This is a genomic window from Collimonas sp. GW821-FHT02H07 (assembly GCF_059421505.1).
Map to the genome: position 1 here is coordinate 16336 of NZ_JBWKVC010000006.1, position 24286 is coordinate 40621.

Annotated in this window: 18 protein-coding genes; 8 read left to right on the plus strand and 10 right to left on the minus strand. The window is 53.1% G+C overall.

The window, feature by feature from the left end:
* Nucleotides 1–83 precede the first annotated feature (83 nt).
* Nucleotides 84–1874, plus strand: coding sequence for a hypothetical protein (locus tag AC07V8_RS11120; protein WP_494678475.1), 1791 nt, complete (start codon nt 84–86; stop codon nt 1872–1874).
* 267 nt (nt 1875–2141) lie between these two features.
* Here the strand turns inward: AC07V8_RS11120 and AC07V8_RS11125 are convergent, their stop codons facing one another.
* The 6 genes from AC07V8_RS11125 to dnaA form a co-directional block, all read right to left on the minus strand.
* Nucleotides 2142–3068 (minus strand): DUF5655 domain-containing protein, encoded by a 927-nt coding sequence (locus AC07V8_RS11125; protein WP_494678474.1) that lies wholly within the window; start codon nt 3066–3068, stop codon nt 2142–2144.
* Nucleotides 3069–3634: 566 nt separating this feature from the next.
* Nucleotides 3635–5056 (minus strand): restriction endonuclease subunit S, encoded by a 1422-nt coding sequence (locus AC07V8_RS11130; RefSeq protein WP_494678473.1) that lies wholly within the window; start codon nt 5054–5056, stop codon nt 3635–3637.
* 32 nt (nt 5057–5088) lie between these two features.
* Nucleotides 5089–7221, minus strand: coding sequence for a type I restriction-modification system subunit M (locus AC07V8_RS11135; protein WP_494678472.1), 2133 nt, complete (start codon nt 7219–7221; stop codon nt 5089–5091).
* Nucleotides 7222–7576: 355 nt separating this feature from the next.
* Complete coding sequence (gene gyrB, locus AC07V8_RS11140) at nt 7577–10060, minus strand: DNA topoisomerase (ATP-hydrolyzing) subunit B (protein WP_494678471.1); 2484 nt, start codon at nt 10058–10060, stop codon at nt 7577–7579.
* Nucleotides 10061–10205: 145 nt separating this feature from the next.
* The gene (gene dnaN / locus AC07V8_RS11145; RefSeq protein WP_038483788.1) at nt 10206–11312 is read right to left on the minus strand and encodes a DNA polymerase III subunit beta; all 1107 of its coding nucleotides are present in this window, start codon (nt 11310–11312) and stop codon (nt 10206–10208) included.
* 347 nt (nt 11313–11659) lie between these two features.
* Entirely contained in the window at nt 11660–13099 is a 1440-nt protein-coding gene (dnaA, locus tag AC07V8_RS11150) for a chromosomal replication initiator protein DnaA (protein WP_494678470.1), read from the minus strand.
* A 467-nt stretch (nt 13100–13566) separates the two neighbouring features.
* On the opposite strand from dnaA, the gene rpmH reads away from it, so the two are divergent.
* From rpmH to mnmE, 5 genes are all read left to right on the plus strand, one after another.
* A complete protein-coding gene (gene rpmH / locus AC07V8_RS11155; RefSeq protein WP_061535510.1) occupies nt 13567–13701 on the plus strand; it encodes a 50S ribosomal protein L34 in 135 nt (44 codons plus the stop codon).
* A gap of 28 nt (nt 13702–13729) precedes the next feature.
* A complete protein-coding gene (gene rnpA, locus AC07V8_RS11160; protein WP_082793270.1) occupies nt 13730–14137 on the plus strand; it encodes a ribonuclease P protein component in 408 nt (135 codons plus the stop codon).
* A 93-nt stretch (nt 14138–14230) separates the two neighbouring features.
* Nucleotides 14231–14527, plus strand: a complete 297-nt coding sequence (gene yidD, locus AC07V8_RS11165; RefSeq protein ID WP_494678505.1) for a membrane protein insertion efficiency factor YidD — start codon at nt 14231–14233, stop codon at nt 14525–14527.
* A 19-nt stretch (nt 14528–14546) separates the two neighbouring features.
* Nucleotides 14547–16235: a membrane protein insertase YidC gene (gene yidC, locus AC07V8_RS11170; protein WP_494678469.1), complete on the plus strand. Its 1689-nt coding sequence runs from the start codon at nt 14547–14549 to the stop codon at nt 16233–16235.
* A gap of 125 nt (nt 16236–16360) precedes the next feature.
* Nucleotides 16361–17758 carry a tRNA uridine-5-carboxymethylaminomethyl(34) synthesis GTPase MnmE gene (mnmE, locus tag AC07V8_RS11175; RefSeq protein WP_494678468.1) on the plus strand — a complete coding sequence of 466 codons (1398 nt, stop codon included), beginning with the start codon at nt 16361–16363 and terminating at the stop codon, nt 17756–17758.
* Nucleotides 17759–19119: 1361 nt separating this feature from the next.
* On the opposite strand, the gene AC07V8_RS11180 is transcribed toward mnmE, so the two are convergent.
* Together AC07V8_RS11180 and AC07V8_RS11185 are read right to left on the minus strand one after the other, a co-directional pair.
* On the minus strand, nt 19120–20523 hold the full coding sequence (locus AC07V8_RS11180; protein ID WP_494678467.1) for a Kelch repeat-containing protein: 1404 nt from the start codon (nt 20521–20523) through the stop codon (nt 19120–19122).
* A 578-nt stretch (nt 20524–21101) separates the two neighbouring features.
* Entirely contained in the window at nt 21102–21377 is a 276-nt protein-coding gene (locus AC07V8_RS11185; protein ID WP_494721463.1) for a helix-turn-helix transcriptional regulator, read from the minus strand.
* Nucleotides 21378–21592: 215 nt separating this feature from the next.
* Here AC07V8_RS11185 and AC07V8_RS11190 point away from each other — a divergent pair, with 215 nt between their 5' ends.
* Nucleotides 21593–22270: a DUF1294 domain-containing protein gene (locus AC07V8_RS11190; RefSeq protein ID WP_494721464.1), complete on the plus strand. Its 678-nt coding sequence runs from the start codon at nt 21593–21595 to the stop codon at nt 22268–22270.
* A 28-nt stretch (nt 22271–22298) separates the two neighbouring features.
* Here AC07V8_RS11190 and AC07V8_RS11195 read toward each other — a convergent pair whose 3' ends face one another.
* On the minus strand, nt 22299–23372 hold the full coding sequence (locus AC07V8_RS11195) for an AI-2E family transporter (protein WP_494678464.1): 1074 nt from the start codon (nt 23370–23372) through the stop codon (nt 22299–22301).
* Between the two features lie 17 nt (nt 23373–23389).
* Nucleotides 23390–24019 carry a histidine phosphatase family protein gene (locus tag AC07V8_RS11200; protein ID WP_494678463.1) on the minus strand — a complete coding sequence of 210 codons (630 nt, stop codon included), beginning with the start codon at nt 24017–24019 and terminating at the stop codon, nt 23390–23392.
* Between AC07V8_RS11200 and AC07V8_RS11205 the strand changes: the two genes are divergently transcribed.
* Nucleotides 24018–24161, plus strand: coding sequence for a hypothetical protein (locus AC07V8_RS11205; RefSeq protein ID WP_494678462.1), 144 nt, complete (start codon nt 24018–24020; stop codon nt 24159–24161). The genes AC07V8_RS11200 and AC07V8_RS11205 overlap by 2 nt on opposite strands.
* Nucleotides 24162–24286: the final 125 nt, after the last annotated feature.

Genomic DNA, 24286 nt, shown 5'->3' on the forward strand with positions numbered 1-24286 from the left:
ACATAGGTGCTCTCCGAGGCACGCAGCATGCGACTGTGAGAATCAAAGCCCACAGATACTGTAGGGGGAAGTACATGCGACGAATGAACCTAGCAGACTTTAGCTTCACGAGAAGCTTTGTATTTTTGCGACAACGTAAGCGCTTGAAAGCGAAAACTTTGCGCAAACTACTGAAAGAAATTCAGATTCGTTCTGACCTAGAGAACGCTGCTGCCATCATTGTGCGACACCGATTATCGCTAGGAACCGTACCACCGAGTTATGGCTCGGTTTCCTTTCTACTGGGTGAGACTGTACGTTCTCCGACCTTTGCAAATGGGAGGTTGCAAGAGCGAGTTCTCGCGTACGTGATTTTGATCGAGTCTGCTGGATATGCCGCCATGCAGCTCCGCCATCTTGGCACTACGGACGTAGACCCGCTATTCCGGGACTACGTGCTTGTACCCTACAGCCAAGTTACGAGCGTTCTTACTAACGGCGCAAACATCCTGAAAATCGTCTCAAAGATAATCAATCCAGCACAAAGTGGGCTAACAGGGCGAGCATACGAGGGTAATTCACTTCAAAACGAGATGCCTCAATTCGGAAGCGGCAAGACTATCCCGCGCAGTTTGAAGGCAAATGACAACGGAGCAATGATTTCCGTCACTGCCAATGTCTCTCGGATTACTACATACGGGCAGGCTGTTGATATAGACAAAGTTGGCGCTTGGTTTTTCAAAATTCGTGCTTTATTGGATGCAAACCTCAGGTCAACTTTCCTTTCGCGGTTTGCCGAGCCTATAGAATTTGCAACTGCAATTCCGCTGCTAGTACCAAGCCTAGTAGTATTCGACACTTTGGGGTTACAACGAAAAATTGAGGAAGAGGGGTTGGTGTGGCGGCGCAAATTCAGGAAAAAAGGGGAAAGGAAGCTCACTCGGCCGGTGGCGACATCCCAAATGGCGGAATCTGCAGTCGAACAGTTGTCACGTAACGCGACAATTAATAGTAATCAGTTCTCCTTGGGCGGAGTTGTAGTTGGAGACAATAAGCTAAAAGTAGAGTTGAATGCCTTCAGAAATTTCAGCCTATTCGACGGCAAGAAGGATATTACGCTCTCCAGTTACATCAACAGCAAAGATTTATTTTCAATTTACTTCGATTCTCCAGATCATGTGTACATGAGTGGAGGCATCTATCGTGACTCAGGGATAGTTGGAGAAGTTCAGTCGGTCATTGCTGCTATTAGCGGATTAGATGCACTCGGCCATGCCGACAGAGAGAAGATCAATATATCTAGAGATCACCCGCACCCGGATAAGGCCACCCTGAATAGTTTTCCAGCCTCCTCCATATTCTCCATCGTCGAAGATCAATATCAGCACGCTGCATACATTTTTTGCGACGACCTGGGGGATGAATGGGCAGACCACATTGCAATAGACTCTGCAACCAAAACGCTTTCCTTTATTCATTCCAAACACGGGGAGTTGACCACGGGCGCATCAAGCTTGCATGAGGTAGTTGGGCAAGCACTGAAGAACATGGGGAATCTACTGTGTATGCCCACTGCGATGGGCCGCAAGATTTCAGGTTACAACAGAATGTATCATGGCACGGGTATCCCATTAGTACGCCGCGCTCCTGTAGGTGCGTCAATAGCCCAGATCGAGGATAGCGTTGTACAAATACTCAGTGATAACTTGTTGCGTAGAGAGACTGTTCTATGTTGCTCATTCCTATCGGCGACTGAAATTGTTAAGCAACTTACAAATTTAAAAGATGGGAAAAAAGTAAAACCGCACATACTGCAACTCCTCTGGCTACTCTCTTATTTTGTTGCTGCATGTAAGGAGCTTAGCGTCGTACCTCGCATAATTTGTCGCAAGTAGGTTTAATTCTATTCTGAACAAATACTTGCCATGTACCCCGGCGGTTATAGATGGTCATAAAGAATTCTCGAATCGACTAATTGGGCGGTGTCGAGAGAATTCTGGTGCGCACATGTATAGTTTCGACCGCTTCACATGCAAGGGACAAAAGCTTCGATAAATGTGCGTTTGGCCTACCATCGTGCAAGGTTGAAATCCCTGGATATCGAACACACCTTCATAATCATGCCATTTTTGATGATCCGGTAACCGGAAATATCTATGCCATTATGACGATCTTCCGTCATAAGCCATTTGAATCAGCGGCTTTGCCTGATCGAATTCGCGAGAATTAGTAATACTCAACTCGATGTCTCCTGTACCCCAATGCCCTGTCTCCCGTACGTTCCGAGCATTTTCAGGCAAAGTACCTAGCCGATCAGGATCCAGGTGAAGGAACAGTAAAAATCGGTTCTTTTGGATCACTATGGTGGCAAAATTTTTCAGCCGTGTGAATGCGAGGTAAAGCTTCAGCTCTTTGCGCTGGACGTCGTCACCAAGCGACAGCACGTAATCTTCCACCGAAGCCAAGAGCTCAGCCATTTCACTAGATAGCTCCTGTAGCGACTCTGCTACATGCTTATCAGAACTGCGTGCTCTAACAGCGGTTGCGGTCACCAGTCGATCCGAGCCCGCCGTCGTACGCGTCGAGACTGGTGTATTGGCGGACTCAAGCAGTAGAAGCTCCGAACCAAACAAACGATAACGCACCAATTCGATCTGACGATTAATCTGCTGCACTGCATGCCCGTCATACTTTGTGAAATCGGATGCAATGCAGATCAAGCGTGGAGCGCTCCAATCGATAAGATCTGCTACCTGCTTTCCGAGTTTATCCATGACAAGTAACTTGAACTCGGCTTGGTGATCCATCAACCAATCCAGGTAGAACAAGCCCTGGTTAATCACATTCTCTGAGCTTGACCTTTTGTATTCAAGAATTACCGGACAGTGGTTCTCATCCAGGCCAAGCGTATCGATGCGCCCAGCGTGAGTTTTACCGGTCGAATACTCGGTCGCCAGGAAGCGAATACCAAGCAAAGGTTCAAGATTGTTCTCTATCATGATTTGCAATGGTTTTTCGAGGCCAGAAGTATCCCCTTGGAACTCCTTGGCTTTACCATTTTCCAGACGAAAGAGCTTAATGTCGCTCATATGAGTTCCTGTTTAGTCGTTTTTACTATTTTTCACACAATCTCAGCCTACAACAGTAGACTTCTGTACAGTTTCTTTCTTGCTAAGCCGCGGATATTTGTACTTGCACAAAATAGAGTAAGAAAATTAGAACTTGCAATAGCACATTTGATGATTGGGTGGATCCAAAATTACGTAATGAGTGATGAAGAGAATAGTGAAATGATGTTATATCTCATTACAAGACCTGACTCTGAAATCTGTAAGGTCGTTGTGATTGACGGAAAATAACTCGTCGATCTCACGATTGATTTTGACGTTAGCATGTCGGTCTCCGCACCCTATATTGTGAAACGTGTGAGCTCCAATTATTATGAAGAAACCGATTTTTATTTGAACGGCAGCGAACTAAATCATTCATAGACTTAAAGAACGAACTCGCTTACATCAGATAAGGATAATTTGATACAAGATAAGTGAGCACTGCCATGTCTGTAGATATGGCAGTGGTATTAAACCACTCTCGTAGTCTTGGACTTCGATCCTGCGTGATTGATACATGTTATTGTAAGACTTAGCCTCATAATCTATGATTTTTCTTCAATGTACTCCATGCTAGCATTTTCATTTTGTTCGATAGCAATTTCTACGGCGCGTTTGGCAACGTTCAGCAAACGCTCGCTTTCAGCTTTGAGTGAAAAACTTTCTTGAACCATAGCCGCAATTTTTTCTTGTGTAGGCATATCCACTAATGGCACAACCACATTTTCAATTTCAGCGATTCGCCAATGAAGAATAATAGAACCGCCCGCGTCACGGTCGGCCTGCATTTTTACTAGCATTGAATTAAGCGCAAGAGTTAAATATTCAGGTAAAACCTTGGTCTTGTCCCGCACAGTAAGATGAAGCACCGCACCAGAGGTAATGAAGTTCGCGTCTTCACGCAAACAATAAGCCTCTCCCACGCTGCCATCTTTTGAAAATAAAATCGTGTTCTTCTTAGGTTTCAGCGCATCTAGCTGGGCATAATTTTCAGCAACAAAAGAAAAACTCAAGCATTTTTGCGGCTTGCTTACGCCATATTTGCTGTAGTCAGCAACTCGCAAAAACGGCAAACCTTCCTCATCTTCGCCGTAGGCATCCGATCCCGGCTCAATAGATTTTTCGATTTTAACTAGGTTGGTAAGCTTCGCATGAGATTGGGCTGCAATCTTGTTAACTATCTGTTCATACTTCGGCTGGTAGTACTCTGCATCCAAGCGCCCTGTGGCGGCGAAAGAATCTTTAAACGATTTGATGTTGATAGCTTCCGTGCTGAGCGAGGAGGCTGCCATGCTCAGCGTATCGAGTAGCAAGGTTTCAGCTTGGATATATGCTAATTTTGAGCCATTTCTACTTATAGTATGTTTTAAATAAAGCCGTTCAATAGCCTCTTGTAACTCTTTGCTTCCAACAAAAACATCAAGGGTTTTTAAATCATTTAAATTTAGTCCCTTTTGAATAGCCCCGCGCTCTTTACGCAGTAAAAGTGAGCGGCCATACTTTGAGTTTAAGTAGGCGAGAAGATATTGTGGACTTATAGTCTGTATGCGTAACACCGTGCTTTTACAGCTAAATATTGCTGGAATATCTTCCTCCTCGACTAACGCTGCGTTACCCAATGTTCCAACCACTGAAACTAAAATATCGTTCTTCTGAAGGGCATATTTTGACAATCGCTCAAAATCAGTTTTCGGCAAATAGACATTATCGTTGTCCATCAAGTACATTTGTTTAACGTCTTTTCCCCGTATGTATCGGTACGTTTTATCTGACGTGTAGTTATCTACTGTAAATGCTGACCCAAATGGACCAATCAAGAAACTCGTGAAATTTGATAAGGGCTTACTATTTTTAAGTCGCAACAATCCCTCATTTTTTAAAAATGAAGGTCTATAGTATTCTGCATCGAGTCTGCCGCTATACTCTAATTGGCTTTTCAATACCTCACTCACTTCCAGCCCTTTCAACAATGCCCTGTAGCGGGCTTCATCGAAAGGGCCTAGCGAAAAAAACTGAGTCGCTCTTTCTTCGCAAATTCAACAAATGCTTCAGCAATGCCATCTTGCGTCTTGCCATCATGATTGAACAGATCGTGTTTGACGATCAGGTGTTCGTGCGTATCCAACAGCGGTGCGCCATCGATATTCTTCATATAGATTTTGTCACCGGAATTATCCTTGCTCTGTTCCTTCATGGTGGCGAAAAAAATCGGATAGTCATCGACCTTGGGACAAAGTTCGTCATGCCATTTTTGCACTAGTAATACGCTGGTTTTAGTACCTGTATGTGGCTTGAATACATTACCGTGCAAACCCACGACTGCAAGGATGCGGCAATGGTCCGCCAAGTATTCGCGAATATTTTTGTCGCTTGAATTATTAAAACGGCCTTGTGGCAGCACAATCGCCATGCGTCCACCGGGTTTTATGAAATTCAGATTACGTTCAATAAAAAGAATATCGCGGCCTACCGTGTTTTGCGGCTTGATTTTGGTTTTGCGATAAGTGCCATCGGCCATTTTATAAATGGTCTCGTGACTAGCGTGCAATAACTCGGGAAAGGTCGGCGTACGCTGGGTTGCATCCTCAATGTCCTTGCCGCTTTCATTCACATTACCAACCTTGTCAAGGCTAACGGTTCGCGCTAATTCATATTTGGCAAGGATGCGCGTCTCCTTGATGTCACCCGCAAAAGGCGGATTTGCCATCAACACATCAAAACTAAAATCCCGGTTCTGATCTTTAGTGGCACGCAATTTCCTCAGCTTCTTCCAGCCCTCGCCGTAGATGTCCGTCCATTGCTCATCTTTGGTTTTTTCGTCCCACCGCTCATAATCCAGTGTATTAAGGTGTAGTACATTGGTTTGTCCATCGCCAGCGATCAGGTTCAAGGTGCGTCCCACACGCACGGCCTTTTCGTCAAAATCAATGGCAAATACTTTTTCCTGCACATAGGTTTCACAACGGGCGGGTTTTTTTTCCGTCGTAAACAGGTGGCTTTTACTCAAGCCCTCATCTTTCATGATCTGTTCCCAGACATGGAAAATGCTATGTACTGGGAAACCACAACTGCCCGCCGCAGTATCAATGAAAGTTTCATGCTCTTGAGGGTTGAGCATCTTGACGCACATATCAATGACATAGCGAGGGGTAAAATATTGCCCTTTCTCCCCCTTACTACTTTTGTTAATAAGATACTCGAAGGCCTCGTCCACCACATCCAAATTGGAATTGAACAGTTTCACACCTTCCAGTGACGATACGCACACAGCAAGATGACTAGGGGTAAGATCAATTTTTGCCCCACCTGGGAAGACGCCTTCCCACTTGCTACGCGCCTTGTCGAACAAGGCTTGAATTTTTTCCTTTAATTCGGTTTCGGTATCGCCGTAGTTTTTGAAAACAAGGTGGCGCTTCTTATCACGCCCGCTTTCCATCTCGTCATACAGTTTGGTGAAAATAAGTTTAAATAATTCTTCGAACACGTCCACACCAGCATTGGCGAGAACCTCGTCCTCCATTTCCAAAATCAGGTCTTTTAGCGATTTTCTTTGATTGAGCAGCTTGTCCATTTTCACAAGATCATCAATCGTCCAGCGTTCGCTCAGGATGTCTGATAATTTTTCATGCGCAGAGGGAATTGCCGGGATATCTTCAAAGTAGTTCGGGTCTTTGCGATGATAGAAAGAAATACTGTCGCCGTTACTCCACACTCCCATCGGCGCGCCGGTAGCATTGCAATAGGATTTAAGTTGTTCTTTGCCATCTTTGAGTTTGGGCTTTTTCAGTTCCACCAAAATATAGGCGGCAGTGGGGTTAGCCGAATCAAATACGCAAATATCAGCGCGTTTCTTCTCACGGCCAAAAACGACACCATATTCCAGTTCCATACGAGTCACTGGGTAGCCTAAATCGTCCGTCAGCAACATGATATATAACTGGCGCACGGCCTCCTCTGGCGTCAGCTTGATTGGTTTGCCACGTACTAGGCAAGTAACGTAAGGTACCGGGCTCTTTCCCACCACTTTCATCGTAATGCGATCTTCCAGCGCCTGTATTTGTGCCGGTTTGAATTGCGTAAGCTTGTACGCAGAGTCACGCAACAAGGCGGATAGTTTTATTTGTTCTGACATGATTCTCTCTGGATGGCAACGTGCTACTGAAAATGTGTATTAATGTACTGTAATTATCCAACGCAATCCAAATAGTTGGATGATGCGCTATTCAAGGACACTTAAGGCAAGGCATAAACTATTCGAATCTCAAGAATAGCTAAGCGCGCCTGATAGCTGTACAGCTATTCATAGTATAGGGAGGGGGCTAGTCGGTCGAAATGCGCCTTACTTTTCGCGGTGGTCAGCTCGCAGCGGAACTTGCCTGTAAGAACGGCCCCAGGCTGGACGTGCTCAAAAAGAAAGCCCGGAAATTTTCGGGCTTTCTTCAATTTATTAACAAGTTTTGACTAACAATTAGTGGCATGCGACAAGGTCAAACATCAATATTCCCAGCCTGCAAAGCATTCAACTCAATAAACGCCCGCCGAGGCTCAACATCATCCCCCATCAGTGTCATGAAGATCTGATCCGCAGCAATAGCATCCTCAATCTGCACCTTCAACAAGCGGCGCACAGTCGGATCCATCGTGGTTTCCCACAGCTGCGAAGGATTCATCTCGCCCAGACCTTTATAGCGCTGCTTGCTGACGCCGCGTTCGGCTTCGTCGCGTAGCCAGGCCATGGCTTGGTGGAAGTCGATGATGGCTGATTCTTTGACTTTTTCGCCGGCGCCGCGGCGGATCAGGGCGCCTGGGCCGATCAGGCCTTTGAAGGTTTCTGCGGCGTTGACCAGCACTGTGTAGTCCGGGCTGGCGACGAAGTCGCTGTCGATGGCGCTGACCTTGATGTTGCCGTGGTAGCGGCGCTGGATGCGCAGGGCGTGCTTGTCGGAGAGTTCGTCGGATTTGACGACGACTTGCACCGATGGCTCGTTGATCGACGCTTGCAGGGCCTGGGCCGAGGCTTCGGCGTCGGCCAGGGTGTCCAGCTTCAGCGTGACGCCGGTCATGATGGAGGTGAGGGCGGCGCCGTCTATCGCGCGCGTCAGGCGCGTGATGATGGAGTTGGCCATGTTGTACTGGCGCACCAGCTCGGCCAGGGCCGGGCCGCTGATCGGCAGCGCGCCTTCGCTTGGCACCAGGGCGGCGTCGTTGAGGGCGACCTGCATCATGTAGGAGACTTCTTCGGCGTCGTCCTTGAGGTAGCGCTCGTCCTTGCCGTGCTTGACCTTGTACAGCGGCGGCTGGGCGATGTAGATGTGGCCGCGCTCTACCAGTTGCGGCATCTGGCGGTAGAACAGGGTCAGCAGCAGGGTGCGGATGTGGGCGCCGTCGACGTCCGCATCGGTCATGATGATGATGCGGTGGTAGCGCAGCTTGTCGGCGTTGAATTCATCGGCGCCGATGCTGGTGCCGAGGGTGGCGATCAGGGTGGTGATCTGTTCCGACGACAGCATTTTTTCGAAGCGGGCTTTTTCGACGTTGAGCACTTTACCGCGCAACGGCAGAATCGCCTGGAATTTACGGTCGCGGCCCTGCTTGGCGGAACCGCCCGCGGAGTCACCCTCGACGATGTAGAGTTCGCACAGCGCCGGGTCTTTTTCCTGGCAATCCGCCAGTTTGGATGAGAGGCCGAGGCCGTCCATCACGCCTTTGCGGCGCGTCAGTTCGCGCGCCTTGCGGGCGGCGTCGCGGGCGCGGGCGGCTTCGACGATCTTGCCGCAGATGATCTTGGCGTCGTTCGGGCGTTCTTGCAGGTAGTCGTTGAGTGTCTTGGCGACGATTTCTTCTACCGGCAGGCGCACTTCGCTGGAGACCAGCTTGTCTTTGGTTTGCGAGCTGAATTTCGGCTCTGGCACTTTCACAGACAGCACGCAGGTGAGGCCTTCGCGCATGTCGTCGCCGCTGGTTTCTACCTTGGCTTTCTTGGCGAAGTCATGTTCTTCGATGTACTTGTTGAGCACCCGGGTCATGGCGGCGCGCAGGCCGGTGAGGTGGGTGCCGCCGTCACGTTGCGGGATGTTGTTGGTGAAGCAGAGTACTTGTTCGTTGTAGGCGTCGTTCCATTGCATGGAGACGTCGACGCTGACGCCGTCTTTTTCGCCGGTGGCCTGGAAAATCGTCGGGTGCAGGACGCTCTTGGCTTTGTTGATGTATTCAACGAAACCGCGGGTGCCGCCTTCGAAGGCGAAGTTTTCTTCCTTGCCGGTGCGCTGGTCGGTCAGCTTGATGTGCACGCCGTTGTTGAGGAAGGACAGTTCGCGGATGCGCTTGGCCAGGATTTCGTAGTGGAATTCGACGTGCGTGAAGATTTCTTCGTCGGCCCAGAAGTGGACTTCGGTGCCGCGCTTGTCGGTGTCGCCGATGACTTTGATCGGGGAGACGAGCACGCCTTCCTGCATTTCGGTTTCGCGGTTTTGCGGCACGCCGCGCACAAACTCCATGTAGTGCACTTTGCCGTCGCGGCGGATGGTCAGCTTGAGCAGCTTGGACAGGCCGTTAACGCAGGACACGCCGACGCCGTGCAAGCCGCCGGACACCTTGTAGGAGTTCTGGTCGAACTTGCCGCCGGCGTGCAGCTCGGTCATGACGATTTCGGCTGCGCTGCGCTTTGGTTCGTGCTTGTCGTCGAACTTGATGCCGGTCGGCACGCCGCGGCCGTTGTCGGTGATCGAGATCGAGTTGTCAGAATGGATGGTGACGTGGATTTCGGTGCAGTGGCCGGCCAGCGATTCGTCGATGGAGTTGTCCAGCACTTCGAACACCAGGTGATGCAGGCCGGTGCCGTCAGAGGTGTCGCCGATGTACATCCCGGGGCGTTTGCGTACCGCTTCCAGGCCTTCGAGAATTTGGATCGAGGACGCTCCGTATGCATTGGGTTGCGGCTGATTGGTGTTGTCTTGAGGGGCTGATGACATGGCTACCTTCTGAAAAGCTTACTTCGGAACTACATATATTGGGGCTGATGCTACTTTTACAAGCAACCGTAGGGTGGGCACGGGTGCCCACGCGGTTATAGCGGAGGGCTTTGCAGCGTGGGCACGGGGTGCCCACCCTACTCGGCTAGATCCGCATTGGCATGACGACGTATTTGAAATCGGCGTTTTCCGGCACGGTGATCAGTGCCGAGGAATTGGCGTCGCCGAGGGCGATGTTGACGTTGTCGCCCTTCAGGTTGTTGAGCACGTCGAGCAGGTAGGTAACGTTGAAACCGATGTCGACGCTATCGCCGCCGTAATCGATTTCCAGTTCTTCGATCGCTTCTTCCTGGTCGGCATTGGTGGAGCTGATTTTCAGGCTGCCGGGGGTGACTACCCAGCGCACGCCCTTGAACTTGTCGCTGGTCATGATGGCGGCGCGTTGCAGCGAGCGCAGCAGCTGGTCGCGGCTGATGGTGAAGTCGTTCTTGTAACCCTTCGGCACCACGCGGGTGTAATCAGGGAACTTGCCTTCGACCAGCTTGGAGATCAGTTCGATATCGGCGAACGACAGCTTGACCTGGTTGTTGGCGATTTCGAGCTGGACCGGTTCGTCGGTTTCTTCCAGCAGGCGCTGCAGTTCGATGATGGTCTTGCGCGGGATGATGACTTCCTGGCGCGCGAACTCTTGCTCGGTGGCGACCTGGCAAAACGCCAGGCGGTGGCCGTCGGTCGCAACGGCGATGACGTTCTTGCCGTCGAGGACCAGCAGCAGGCCGTTCAGGTAGTAACGGATGTCTTGCTGCGCCATCGAAAAGTGCACCATGTTGAACAAGTGCTTGAGCGTCTTTTGCGGCAGGGTGACGGTGGCGTTGTAGTGATCTGCCTGGGCGACTGTAGGGAACTCTTCGGCGGCCAGGGTTTGCAGCGCAAAACGCGATTTGCCGGACTGTACCGTCATGCGCTTGTTGCTCAGGGTCAGCGAGACTTCGCCAGTGTCTGGCAGGGCGCGCAGGATGTCGAGCAGCTTGCGCGCGGCGACGGTCGTCGCCGCCACTTCGCTGCCGCTGCCGACCTTGGCGTTGGTGGTGATTTGCACTTCGATGTCGGTCGACAGGAAAGAGACCTTTTCGCCGTCTTTGCGAATGAGGATATTGGCCAGAATCGGCAATGTGTGCCGACGCTCGACAATACCGCTCACGATCTGCAGTGGCCGGAGAAGGGTATCTCGGTTGGTTTTGACCAATTGCATAGCTATATCCTTGTTATTTAAAAATCAAATATTGCTGCTTGCTGTATGCCTAAGTTTGCCTAAATGCGTACGGGTTTAAATGCTTGGTAAGCAGTCTGTAAATGTAACTTAAATCGCCCCTCTACGGACCGATCCGGGGCGGAAATCTGCGTCGCTTTGCGGATTTTTTGCGATTATTAGTTAATAAATTAACAATCCGCCTGATTTAACCAAATCAGCAAAAAAACCACAGTTTTCGCGCCAGGCCGAACTTACCCGAACTTACTTTATACAAACTTATCCACAGGCTGACAGGCAAAGTGCACAATCGCCCGAAATGTCAAAATCAAGCTGGAATCAACCCCGAATCAACCCTTGAGCGTCTGCTCCAGCACGTGCAATTCGTGGTTGCATTCCGGATTCTTGGTACGGTCGGCGGCGATCTTGCGGACGGCGTGCAGCACCGTGGTGTGGTCGCGGCCGCCGAACAATTCACCGATTTCCGGCAAGCTTTTCTGGGTTAACTCTTTGGCAAGGTACATCGCAATCTGGCGCGGGCGGGCGATATTCGCCGGGCGCTTTTTCGAGTACATATCGGCAACTTTAATGTTAAAGAAGTCCGCCACCGTCTTCTGGATATTCTCTACCGAGATCTGGCGGTTCTGTACCGACAGCAAATCCTTCAATGCATCTTTGACAACATCGATGCTGATGTCTTTACCATGGAAGCGGGAGTAAGCAAGAATCTTGCGCAGCGCGCCTTCCAGTTCGCGGACGTTGGAACGTAGGTGTTTGGCAACAAAAAACGCCACGTCGTCGGAGAAGGTCACGCCTTCGGATGCCGCTTTTTTGAGCAAAATCGCGACCCGCATTTCCAGTTCCGGCGGTTCGATGGCGACCGTCAGGCCGGAATCGAAACGCGAAATCAGGCGGTCATCCATGCCGGTGATTTCTTTGGGATAGGTATCGCTGGTGATGATGATTTGTTTCTTCGCTGCAATCAAAGCTTCGAAGGCGTAGAAGAATTCTTCCTGGGTGCGGCTCTTGCCGCCGAAGAACTGGATGTCGTCAATCAGCAACAGATCGAGCGAATGGTAGTAGCGCTTGAAATCGTCGAAACCCTTGCGTTGGTAAGCAGTCACTACGTCGCGAACGTACTGTTCTGCGTGGATGTAGCGAATCTTGGAGTTTGGATTGTCGGCTAGCAGCTGGTTGCCGATGGCGTGGATCAAGTGGGTTTTACCGAGGCCGACGCCGCCGTACAGGAATAGCGGATTGTAGGAAACGCCCGGATTATTGGCGACCTGGATCGCTGCCGCGCGCGCCAGTTGATTGGCTTTTCCGGTAACGAAACTGTCAAAACTCAATGCCGTATTGATACGCGATTGATCGCGCCGGGCGGTGACTGCGCTGTTCTCGGTCTGCACTTCCGGCAGGCGGTCGAAGTTGTTGTTGCCATAAGTTCCACCGCCGGCAGCCGACGACATCGCGCCCGATTGCTCGCTACTATTATTAATGTTGGCGTGCGCCACCGGCATGCTGGACATGGACGGAGCAGGGGCTGCCTTGCGCGGATCGAGCACAAACACCACTTCGATCGGCGCTTCCCAATATTGGTGCGCCAGCGTGGTGATGCGGCTGGCAAACTGCGTTTTGACCCAATCCAGTTTGAAGCGATTTGGCGCCGCTATGCGCAAGCGGCCATCCTCGTAGTCGAGAGGCGTCAGCGGTTTTATCCACGCGCTAAATTGTTGAGGCGTCAATTCCTGCTCCAACTGGGTAGAGCAGCTCTGCCAGAAATTTTCCATGAATCGTTCTAAGTGAAGGTGTGCGGGATGAGGTTCTTTACGCCCTGGGCTGATGTTTTTATTGCACGCTGATTCAGTATTACCCCCGGCGCCAAATAAGTAGCCGGGTTGGATAACTGCGCAATGCTTAACTGGCGGGCGTGCCACACATAAGTCGCTATTCTACCCTTGCCGGCGCAAGTTATCCACAGGCACGGCCAATTATTGCTGGCGGCCGGGAGAAAAGGACCTTGTGGAAAAGAGCCCTAAGTGATTGACAAACAAGCAGAAAATGCGGTTTAATTCAAGGTTCACTGTCCGCTGAATTGCTCGTTTGCGCGTTGACTGTCGCCTGATCCTGCTCCGATTACCTGGCTTTACGCTAGTTCTTCATCGGGCAACCGGCTTCATCAAGTTAGCGAAAGGGTAAAAACCCAGCGCTCTGAGTGTGAAGATCCGATTTATTTTTGCTGATTAGCGAGACCAACATGAAACGTACTTACCAACCTTCCGTCGTGCGCCGTAAGCGTACTCACGGCTTCCGCGCCCGTATGGCAACCCGCGGTGGCCGCGCTGTGCTCAATGCACGTCGCGCTAAAGGCCGCAAACGTCTGGCAGCTTAATCAAGCCGGACGCTAAGGCGTTGCTTGCGTGACTGATACCGACCGTTGTTCCGCTGAGAACTGCGCTCAAGACTTTTCACGCGACCGGCGCATCGTTAAAACGGATGAGTTTTCATCCGTTTTTCGTTTGCGCCCTGTCTATAGAACAGCGCACTTCGTCTTGTATACCCGCCGCAATACGTTGCCGCATGCCCGTCTGGGCGTGGTGGCGGCAAAGCGGCTGGCGCCGCGCGCTGTTACGCGTAACACCGTCAAACGCGTTACGCGCGAGCTGTTTCGCCTGACACCATTGCCGCCCATCGACTGCATTGTGCGTTTATCCAAACCGGTAAACACCAAGGCAGGTCCGGCTACCACCGCGCGCCTGAAGCGGGAATTGCTGAGCGAGCTCAAGCAGCTGTTCGCGTCGCAACGCCTGGCGGCCGGCAAGCCGTAGTCACAGTTACGGCTTGGGCTTGTATTGTTCCAGCCTGGCTATATATATATGTACGGCGACGGCGGGCCGGAAGAAGAAGGGAAAAAAGCTGTCATGAAAATGCCTCTACTGTTCCTGTTGCGACTCTACAAACTGGGCATCAGCCCGTTTCTGGGACAGAATTGCCGTTTTTATCCCAGCTGCTCCGATTACGCAGCCGAAGCAATCCGTACGCATGGCGCCCTCAAGGGCAGCATGCTGGCCGGACGTCGCCTGTGCAAATGCCATCCCTGGCACGCCGGCGGACTCGATCCGGTGCCGCCGCATGCGTCATCAGCATCTCTATCCGCATCTCCATCTGCAGTCAAACCCGCATCGGCTAGCCGGTCGTGCGGTTGCAGCCATTCCTGAATCATAGATAAATACTCTTATGGATATCAAACGTACCGTCCTGTGGGTTGTATTTTCGGTGTCGCTATTGTTCCTCTGGGACCAGTGGCAGCGCCATAACGGCCAACCGTCGCTGTTCTTCCCGGGCACCGCTCAAACCACACCTGCCGCGCCAGCTGCCACCGGTCCTGCCAGTGCAGCTGCCGGCGCCAGCACCGATGTGCCGCAAGCTTCGGCTAGCGCAGCCGGTGCGGGCACAGCAACGCCGTCCGCCAGCGCCGTGCCTGCCACCGCTGCCGATGCGAAAGGCGAAATCATCACCATCACTACCGATGTGGTCAAGGCCGACATCGATACGGTTGGCGGCGAACTGAAGCGCCTGGAACTGCTGAATCACAAGGATACGGTCGATCCGACCAAGAACCTGGTGCTGTTCGACTCCAGCGCAACCCGCACCTATCTGGCTGAAACCGGCCTGATCGGCGGTCCTTTCCCTAACCACAAGTCGCCGTTCACGGCCTTGCCTGGCGTCCGTACCCTAGATGGCGGCAACCAGGTGCAACTGGTGCTGGAATCGACTGAAGGCGGCGTCAAGCTGACCAAGACTTTCACCTTCAAGCGCGGCGATTACTCGATCGACGTCAAGCACACCGTCACCAACGACAGCGGCGCTCCGGTATCGCCTTCGCTGTACCTGCAGCTGGTGCGCGACGGCAATGCACCTGAAGGCGAACAGCGTTTCGTGCACACCTTCACCGGCGCATCGGTCTACACCGAAGGCAGCAAGTTCCAGAAATTCCCGTTCGACAAGATCGAAAGCGGCAAGGCGGAACACGCTACCAAGTCTGACGATGGCTGGTTTGCCCTGATCCAGCATTACTTTGTTTCCGCCTTCATCCCACAGGACAAGGCGCCGCGCGAAATCTTCACCAAGAAGATCGCTACCAACCTGTACGCGGTCGGCAACATCCTGCCGCTGGACACGATTGCACCGGGCGCCAGCGTCACCATGGATGCGCGCCTGTATTCCGGTCCGGAAATCCAGAGCGACCTGGAAGCGGTTGCGCCTGGCCTGGAACTGGTCAAGGACTATGGCTGGCTGACCATCATCGCCAAGCCGATTTTCTGGCTGATGACGCAGATCCATAAAGTACTGGGCAACTGGGGCTTCACCATCATCGCCCTGACCGTACTGATCAAGCTGGCCTTCTTCCCCTTGTCGGCCGCGAGCTATCGCAGCATGGCCAAGATGAAGCTGGTGACGCCGAAGATGACCGCGATCCGCGAGCGCTTCAAGTCCGAGCCGCAAAAGATGAACCAGGCCATGATGGAGCTGTACAAGACCGAAAAGATCAACCCGCTCGGCGGCTGCCTGCCGATCGTGATCCAGATCCCGGTCTTCATCTCGCTGTACTGGGTGCTGCTGGCCAGCGTGGAAATCCGCAATGCGCCGTGGATCGGCTGGATCCACGACCTGGCCGCACCGGATCCGTTCTACATCTTGCCGGTGCTGATGGCTGTCTCGATGTTCATCCAGACCAAGCTGAATCCGACGCCGCCTGATCCGATGCAAGCCAAGGTGATGATGTTCATGCCGCTGATTTTCTCGGTCATGTTCTTCTTCTTCCCGTCGGGCCTGGTGCTGTACTGGGTCACCAACAACGTGCTGTCGATTGCGCAGCAATGGGTGATTACCCGCAAGATGGGTGCCGGTCCTGCGAAAGCCTAAATCGGTTTATATTCCGTATTACCGATTGTCGTAAAAAAGCCCGTGAATCAAGAATTCACGGGCTTTTTTGTTGGCTTCTGCCTGTCGCTGTTTCTATTATTTAACAACCCTCGTAGAATAATTCCATGTCTTTCGATTCCTCCCCCATCGCCGCCATCGCCACCGCACCCGGACGCGGCGGCATCGGCGTAGTCCGCATCTCCGGCAAGCATCTCGGTCCCGTCATTGAAGCCGTTTGCGGCATCGCGGAAAGCAAGCTGGTCCCGCGCCACGCCACCTACCTGCCGTTCAAGAACGCCGACGGCAGCGTCATCGACCAGGGCCTGGCGATCTATTTCAAGGCGCCGCATTCCTACACCGGCGAAGACGTGCTGGAACTGCAGGGCCATGGCGGTCCGGTGGTGCTGCAGATGCTGCTCAGCCGCTGCCTGGCGGCCGGCGCGGAACTCGGCTTGCGCATGGCCGAACCGGGTGAATTCACGCAGCGCGCCTTCCTCAACGACAAGCTCGACCTGGCGCAGGCGGAAGCCGTGGCCGACCTGATCGAAGCTTCCACCGAGGCAGCCGCCAAGTCAGCCTCGGAATCCTTGTCCGGCGCGTTTTCCAAGGTGATCCACGCGCTGGTGGAGCAAGTAACCAATTTGCGCATGCTGGTCGAAGCGACTCTGGACTTTCCGGAAGAAGAAATCGACTTCCTGGAAAAATCCGATGCACGCGGCCAGCTGGCGACCATCCGCAACACACTGGACAATGTGTTCAGCCAGGCCGCGCAAGGCGCCTTGCTGCGCGACGGCCTCAACATCGTGCTGGCCGGGCAGCCGAATGTCGGCAAATCCTCCCTGCTGAACGTGCTGGCCGGCGCCGACGTCGCCATCGTCACCCCGATCGCCGGCACCACCCGCGACAAGGTCACGGAAACGATCCAGCTGGAAGGCATCCCGCTCAACATCATCGACACCGCCGGCATCCGCGATGCCGAAGACGCCAACGACGAAGTCGAACGCATCGGCATCGAGCGCACCTGGGCCGCGGTGGCCAAGGCCGATGTCATCCTGCACATGCTGGACGCCAACCACGGCCCGTCGCTGGCCGACGAAAAAATCGTCGCCCGTTTCCCGACCAACGCGCCGGTGATCCGCATCTGGAACAAGATCGACCAGTCCGGCCACAAACCCGCGGTCGACGTGATGGGCGAAGTCACCCATATCTACCTGTCCGCCACCGACTACCTCGGCATCGACCTGCTGCGCGCCGAACTGCTGCGCATCGCCGGCTGGCAGCAAACCGGCGAATCGCGCTACCTGGCGCGCGAACGGCACCTGATCGCGCTGAAGGCGGCGCGCGATCATCTGGAGATTGCCGATCAGCACGCCTCGCTGGACAATCGCGTCAACGATCAGTCGCTGGATTTGTTCGCGGAAGAGTTGCGGCTGGCGCAGGACCGGCTGAGCAGCATCACCGGGGCGTTCACGCCGGACGACTTGCTGGGGGTGATTTTTTCGCGGTTTTGTATTGGGAAATAACTGGTAGCATCTGATTCAAGGTGCTATGACGCGAAATCCATTAGAAATCATCGGAATTACGCCGACAAAGACACTCGATGTTGATATAGACGATAAAAAGGCCGGCGCAGTAATTGCAAAGAAATTCAATCTCCCAAAAGACTGGCGGCTTCCGACTGGAAACATAGCATTCAATGGCGATGGCATGGACAGGAAATCTCTACCTGTAAATCTAGAATCCGCCGCAGGCTCACGCGATGCGCTCGGAAGGCGCATGGATGGAAAATTCATTAAAATGCTAGCTACTTGTAGCCAACAGCTGAAGCGGCAACGCACTGCGCCTGGATCTGCGACGCTCAGTTTAAAGTGTGGGCGGCTACAAAAATTTTGCAGCCGGAATACCCCATAACCCCCATCCGGGAGCCCCCGGGGATACCAATGATTAAATCACAATTAACGTTGAACTGGTTTGCCGTGACTCTCATCGTCTTAGCAGAGATCGCGTCAACAATCGCTTCACCATATAACGCGACTTATTTTGCAGTGTCAGGTTTGCTGGCTTGCTCGCCGTATGTTTCAGCTTTGATAGCCGCACGCACATCTGGGATAGCCGTAATCGGAGCTCTTACCATACTCCTAAACTGTATCACTATAGTGATTTTTGGGGGACTTACGGCAGTTGTCTTGACGGGGTTGGCCGGTGGCTTCGCACTGTTCCCTTTCTTTCTGAGCGCCGTAGTTGTGAGTGGCCTTAATGTTCTCGTCCTCGCCCGTTCATGGTGCTCAAACGCTAGGCCAGCTGTTCCGGATTAGTTACCCGTTCAGTCTCCACTATCATCAGCACTTCCTCAATATGCGCAATTCACCGTCGTCGATGATACAACCGCCGGCGACTCGCACACTGGATGCAACAATGTGCACCTTCTTCAAGGGGCTGTTCACATGGAGAATGGGATCGGATGTGACCGGACAGAGAGTAGCAGAGTAGATGCCCTCATCCTTTCGAATCAACAGCACGTGTACCACCTCACAAAACCAACGGCTGTGGCAAACGTGCGATTTCAGTACACGGCATCGGACGCCGAGGTAGCCGGATCTGGGCTCATAGGTATGAGCAATCAACAATTGCGTGATTTGCTTCATCAGCTAGCGACATACGGGTGCTGGAACAGTCAAGCATCGCTTGGCGGGCGAACACAATGCATTTAAAGATTCGATAATTGGTACTCTTATAGAACATTGTATTTCGGCCGGAATAGGCGATCGGTAAGACCGAATATGGATTAAGTGATACCTACCACCGTTTGGCTTCCCTACGTGTCGAGGACAGACTATGACGCCGACGTCTTGAGCGTCAGGTCCTAGTCTGTCGAACAACATCATCACCAGTAGAACTCACAGCTTGTACCAGTAGCAGTAGTCTCGCCGCAAACCAAAACCGCCCCATTCTTTAACAGCACCGCCGTTGGCGTAGCGCGCGCAATGGCCATACTTGCGGCGGACGACCAGGTGTTCGTTCCTGGGTCGTAAATTTCAGCAGTTGCAAGTGATCCATTCAAAGTGGCCGAACCGCCAAATACCAGTACTTTTCCATCGGGTAAAACTATTGCTGCATGTCCAGTGCGTGGAGATGCCATATTTCCAGCTGATGACCAGGCATTCGTATTCGGGTCATATATTTCTGCGCTTGAAAGGGGAGCATATGGATTCCCAGTATTGGGTTGACCGCCCGCAACCAACACTTTCCCATTCGGTAATAATGTTGCCGTGTGCTGATTCCGAGCGACAGCCATACTCGACGCTGGCGACCACGTATTGCTGCCTGGATTATAAGTTTCGGTGCTTGAAATCGTGTTATTTATAGAGGCATACCCACCCACTACAAACACTTTACCGTTTGGCAGTAACGTTGCGGTATGCCAGGTTCTGGCAGATGTCATGACTGCGGCGGCCGACCAAGCATTGGCAGTCGGGTCGTAGAGTTCTTCGGATGGAGTGGCGGGTAAGGGGAAAGTAGCGCCGCCCGCAACCAGTACATTTCCATTTGGTAAAAGCGTTGCAGTATGCCCAATTCGCCCGGACAGCATTGGCGCCACCGTCGTCGACCAACTGTTTAAAGCAGGGTCATAGGTAACGCTATCCGGCAGACTTTGACGATGGTCGCCTCCGCCCGCGACCAACACTTTGCCATTAAGCAACAATGTTGCAGTTTGCCCAATTCTGCCAATTCGCTGAGCCTCAGTGGCTGACCAAGTATCTTTATCCGGATCGTAGATTTCGGCGTCACTGCTAAGTCCATCGCTACCGGAAGAGAGGACTTTTCCACTTGTTAACAGCGTCATTGTGAATGACGACACCCGCTGAAGCATATTGCCGGCTTGCGACCAAGAGTTGGTCGTCACGTTCAGCGCGATGCTCGCCGATACGCCCGCTGAGGACACACTGATTGTCGCTGGCCCCTGCGACACCCCCGTGACTAGTCCGGCGGACACCGTTGCAACGGACGGCGTAAGAGAAGTCCATGCTGCGTTCGCTCCAAGATCTGCTGTGCTGCCATCGGAAAAGGTACCGGTGGCAGTTAAACGACGAGTAACCCCGACGCCGGTGATAAACGGGCTAGGGGTGACAGAAATCGATTGAAGTGTTAATGGAGTTACGGGGGTAACGGGTGTTGAACCCCCTCCTGGTCCGGCATCGCTACCGCCGCCGCAGGAGCTCATTAGTATCGCGATTGCGAGCATCCCTAGTGGGCGTAATTTTTGACTTGCTGCCAAAATAGAATTCACTTTTTTCCTTGCTTGACAGGTCAATGGCGTAATGCCGATTTTACTTCGGTTCCAGTTCCGCCCATGGAAACTCCCTTCGACATTGTTTACGCATTGTTATTATGTCATCAATTGTAGCATTGATGCAGCGCCGCCGTATTTGGTATGCTGAGAACCTGCCGCGGCAACAGTCAGCTGTAGAATTGCACGCAAATTGGGGGCGAGTCGAGTTATCTTTGATATTAAGGGACTATACAGAAAAACAGAGCCCAGCCGGTTCGATGCCTGGGTCGATTTTTTCGCGCTCATTGGCACCATCGTAAGTGCGATCGCGGTGCTGTTTTCTTTGTTTGGGTGAGTTTGCGTGAGCCTGTAGATAACTCAGCGCACTTTATGTTTTAAGTACACAGGTAAGTACACAAATTTGCGGAAAAACTGTGTGACCCAATACGGCACAGACTCTCCGAGGACTATCTAACTTCTGTATCGCCATAATTACTTGGTATTTCGCCATGTCTTTGCAGTGGCAAAACCAATTGCCACGATGTAGCTAGCTGCCAAGGAAATTCAAGCAAACCCGCTCCCGCCTGATCTGCATTCTAGCTGCCATGATTCTTTTGCTCGGAGGATGTGGCATATTCGGCTGCGGCGCCGCAGCAACCAATGGCGCCGCAGCTGCGGGCTGCCGGACGGGCGCCCGTTTTTAATCCCGGCATTGCTACTTCCATTGGCCAATCTCTTTGAGAATTCTTGGTCGCAGAGACTTTAAGTACGCGCATAAGGGCATTCGCACTCATGCTGAACGGCGCAAGAAAATCCTCCTTGAGAATTTCTCCGGGATGAATCGGACGCATCCTGTTTCGAATTTTGTTCACGACAACGGCACATAAGACCTGGCGCATACATCAACATTGGATTTCCATTTTTTCGCATGGAGATATCGATGACAGGCGTTTACTTAGAGAGGCATCATGGCCACGTCTTAGTCTTTCTGCCGTATCGATAGACACCAAATACAACTGAAAACAGGTATTGAAATTCGACTTGAAGACACAATATTGATTTGGTCTCCTCCAACACTCCCTAAGTTTTGGATTCAGCCCGCCGCCGCAAGGCAGGCGGGCTTTTTTTAATATGTTTCGTCCCCCAATTCCCCATGCGCCACCAAGGAAAAATCACCAGCTGGAAGGATGGCAAGGGCTTTGGCTTTGTCGCCACCAATGGGAAAAACGAAAAGGCCTTTGTCCATATCAAGGCATTTTCCGACCGCGAGCGGCGGCCGGCTGAAGGCGACCTCATCAGCTATGAGCTGATACTGGAACAAAACGGGCGTTTTCGTGCCGACAAGATCAGGTTTGCAGGCGGTGCTGCCGCTGCTTCGAGGTCTTCCCAATCCGGTTCGCTTGCCGTCATTTTCACCGTCGCGTTTTGCTGTTTGCTGCTGCTGGCCGCTGTCATGGGCCGGCTACCGCTAGCTTTTGCCGGTCTCTATCTTGTGGCCAGCGTGGTCGCCTTTGTCGCGTACGCCATCGATAAATCGGCGGCGCAAAGCAGGCAATGGCGTATCCAGGAGAACACCCTGCACATGCTGGCATTGATCGGCGGCTGGCCGGGGGCCTTGCTGGCGCAGAAGACGCTGCGCCACAAGTCGAGGAAGGAACAGTTTCAAACGGTCTTCTGGCTGACGGTGCTGCTCAATTGCTGTGCACTTGGCTGGCTTTTTACCGAGAGCGGATCGGCTTTCGTCAGGCCTCTGATCAATAGTTAGGCAGGTCCGGGGCCGGCCCGCTGCCAACTCAGTCTTGCCCCACCCAATCACGCCACAATACCGTCAGCACCGTCATCAGCGCCGGGCCGATGAACAGGCCGAGCAGGCCGAAGGTCTGGGCGCCGCCGAGGATGCCGAACAGGACCAGCAGGAAGGGCAGGCGGGTCGAGCTACCGATCAGCAGCGGGCGCACGAAGTGCTCGGCGATCAGGACCACGACGAAACCGAATACGGCGACGCTGATTGCAGCGACAGTGGCACCCTGCACAAGCAGCCAGAGCGCGGCACCGCAGAAAACGATCGGCGCGCAGAACGGCAGCATGGCGGCGATCGCCGTCAGTAAACCAAGCAGAGTGGCGTGCGGCACGCCGGTGATGGCATAGGCGATGCCCAGCAGCGCGCCTTCGCCAATCCCGACCACCACCAGTCCGGCGACTGTGCCGCGCACGGCGGCCGTCATCTGGTGCGCCAGCAGGGCGCCGTCGACGCCGAAGGCGCGGCGGGTGGCTTTGACCAGGTTGCCGCTCATCCTCGAACCGGCCTGGAAAATCACGAACAGCGTCATCAGCATGAAGCCGAACAGGATCAGACCGTGCGCCGCCAGCGCGCCGAAATGCCGGCCGGCGGCGACCGCCGCTTCGACATGCAATCCCTTGATGAAAGGCGAATCGTGCAAAGGCTGGGCCAGGTTTTCCTGCCACCAGCTGCTGATTTGCGGCGAACTGAAAGGCAAATGCTCGACCAGGCCGGGTAGCGGCAGGCCATTCGTCTCAGCCTGCTTGAACCACTCGATGAAATCGTGCGACTCGTGGGCAGCCTGGGTGATCACCGCCACAAAGGGCAGCACTACGAACAAGGCCACTGCCGCGGTCAGCAGCAGCGCCACGCCGACCGTCCGCGCGCGCGAACCGTGCGGGGTCTCCAGGCGCAGCAGCAGCGGCCATAAAGCGATGGCGATGACGCCGGCCCACACTACCGCCGGAATGAAATCGCGCATGACCCACAGCGCCAGCAACACCAGCAGGGCGTAAAGCCCGACGGTGGCGGCGTTCTGGATTTTCTTGCTGCTTGTTTCAATTTCACCTGGTTTGCGTTGGATCATGGAGTCTCTTTTCTGGTTTAGCCGGCGGGGCAGGTCAAGGGACGGTCGTTCAGTCCTTCCTTGTCGACGCTGAAATTGATTTTGGCGGCGCCGCCATCGCGCACGATGCGCAGCAGGTAGATGCTGTCGAAGTCATTGTCTTCCCAGTGCGGCACGCTGGCGCGGTCGCCGCCGTATTCCACCACGATCTGGCGCGCCAGCTCCTCGATGATCTTGTGCTCCCAGCCGACCACCAGCAGGCTGCGGCGGTATTGCGGCGCCAGCAGCGCGTTGCGCAGGTCGTCGGTCTTGGAAAAATCAATCGAGGCATTCACCGGCATACCGAAGTAAATGGCGCTGGGCTCGACCGTCGCCAGCGGACGCACATAATCGTAGCTGGTGCCGCGGTCTTTCTTTTGCGTGGCGGGATCGGGGGCGAAAATGACATCGGGCTTGCCGTACTTCGCTTCGAGCACGCGCGGCAAGGCCAGTGCGCGGTTGAGACCCTGGCAATTCAGCTGCCCGAGGCCGGCGTCGGGTTTTTCGCCGTGGCGTAGCAGGACGATGGTTTGAACGTCGGGGTTTGCCGCAGCTGCGCTTGCCCGCATGCCGCCGAAAAGAGAAACACCAGCCAATAGCAAAGCTGCGCGTGACGCGAGAAGATTCATGAATATCCAGATGATGGCGCACGCCGATGCGTACAATCGGAAAATTATCCCGCATCTCAGGGGAGTAAAGTGTATTAATTTGCACCACGTGCCGAACGCTTTTGCCCGCGGCGCCGGCAATAATGTTACCGGCAAACCTTGAATGTCAAACTCCTGTCATATTCTTTCGTTAAGATAGCTACATCTGCCTGTCGCAGCTTATCGGATATGTGAGTAGATTCATTCATAGCCTTGTCACTTTGCAGATAGCACTGGATGGCTAGAATC

What these genes read in the sequence shown, in the direction of transcription:
- rpmH (WP_061535510.1), top strand. Translation starts at nt 13,567, where the DNA reads ATGAAACGTACTTACCAACCTTCCGTCGTGCGCCGTAAGCGTACTCAC.
- mnmE (WP_494678468.1), top strand. Translation starts at nt 16,361, where the DNA reads ATGTCTTTCGATTCCTCCCCCATCGCCGCCATCGCCACCGCACCCGGA.
- gyrB (WP_494678471.1), bottom strand. Translation starts at nt 10,060, where the DNA reads ATGTCATCAGCCCCTCAAGACAACACCAATCAGCCGCAACCCAATGCA.
- yidC (WP_494678469.1), top strand. Translation starts at nt 14,547, where the DNA reads ATGGATATCAAACGTACCGTCCTGTGGGTTGTATTTTCGGTGTCGCTA.
- AC07V8_RS11120 (WP_494678475.1), top strand. Translation starts at nt 84, where the DNA reads ATGAACCTAGCAGACTTTAGCTTCACGAGAAGCTTTGTATTTTTGCGA.
- AC07V8_RS11125 (WP_494678474.1), bottom strand. Translation starts at nt 3,068, where the DNA reads ATGAGCGACATTAAGCTCTTTCGTCTGGAAAATGGTAAAGCCAAGGAG.
- AC07V8_RS11200 (WP_494678463.1), bottom strand. Translation starts at nt 24,019, where the DNA reads ATGAATCTTCTCGCGTCACGCGCAGCTTTGCTATTGGCTGGTGTTTCT.
- AC07V8_RS11195 (WP_494678464.1), bottom strand. Translation starts at nt 23,372, where the DNA reads ATGATCCAACGCAAACCAGGTGAAATTGAAACAAGCAGCAAGAAAATC.
- AC07V8_RS11135 (WP_494678472.1), bottom strand. Translation starts at nt 7,221, where the DNA reads ATGTCAGAACAAATAAAACTATCCGCCTTGTTGCGTGACTCTGCGTAC.
- yidD (WP_494678505.1), top strand. Translation starts at nt 14,231, where the DNA reads ATGAAAATGCCTCTACTGTTCCTGTTGCGACTCTACAAACTGGGCATC.
- dnaN (WP_038483788.1), bottom strand. Translation starts at nt 11,312, where the DNA reads ATGCAATTGGTCAAAACCAACCGAGATACCCTTCTCCGGCCACTGCAG.
- AC07V8_RS11205 (WP_494678462.1), top strand. Translation starts at nt 24,018, where the DNA reads ATGAATATCCAGATGATGGCGCACGCCGATGCGTACAATCGGAAAATT.
- dnaA (WP_494678470.1), bottom strand. Translation starts at nt 13,099, where the DNA reads ATGGAAAATTTCTGGCAGAGCTGCTCTACCCAGTTGGAGCAGGAATTG.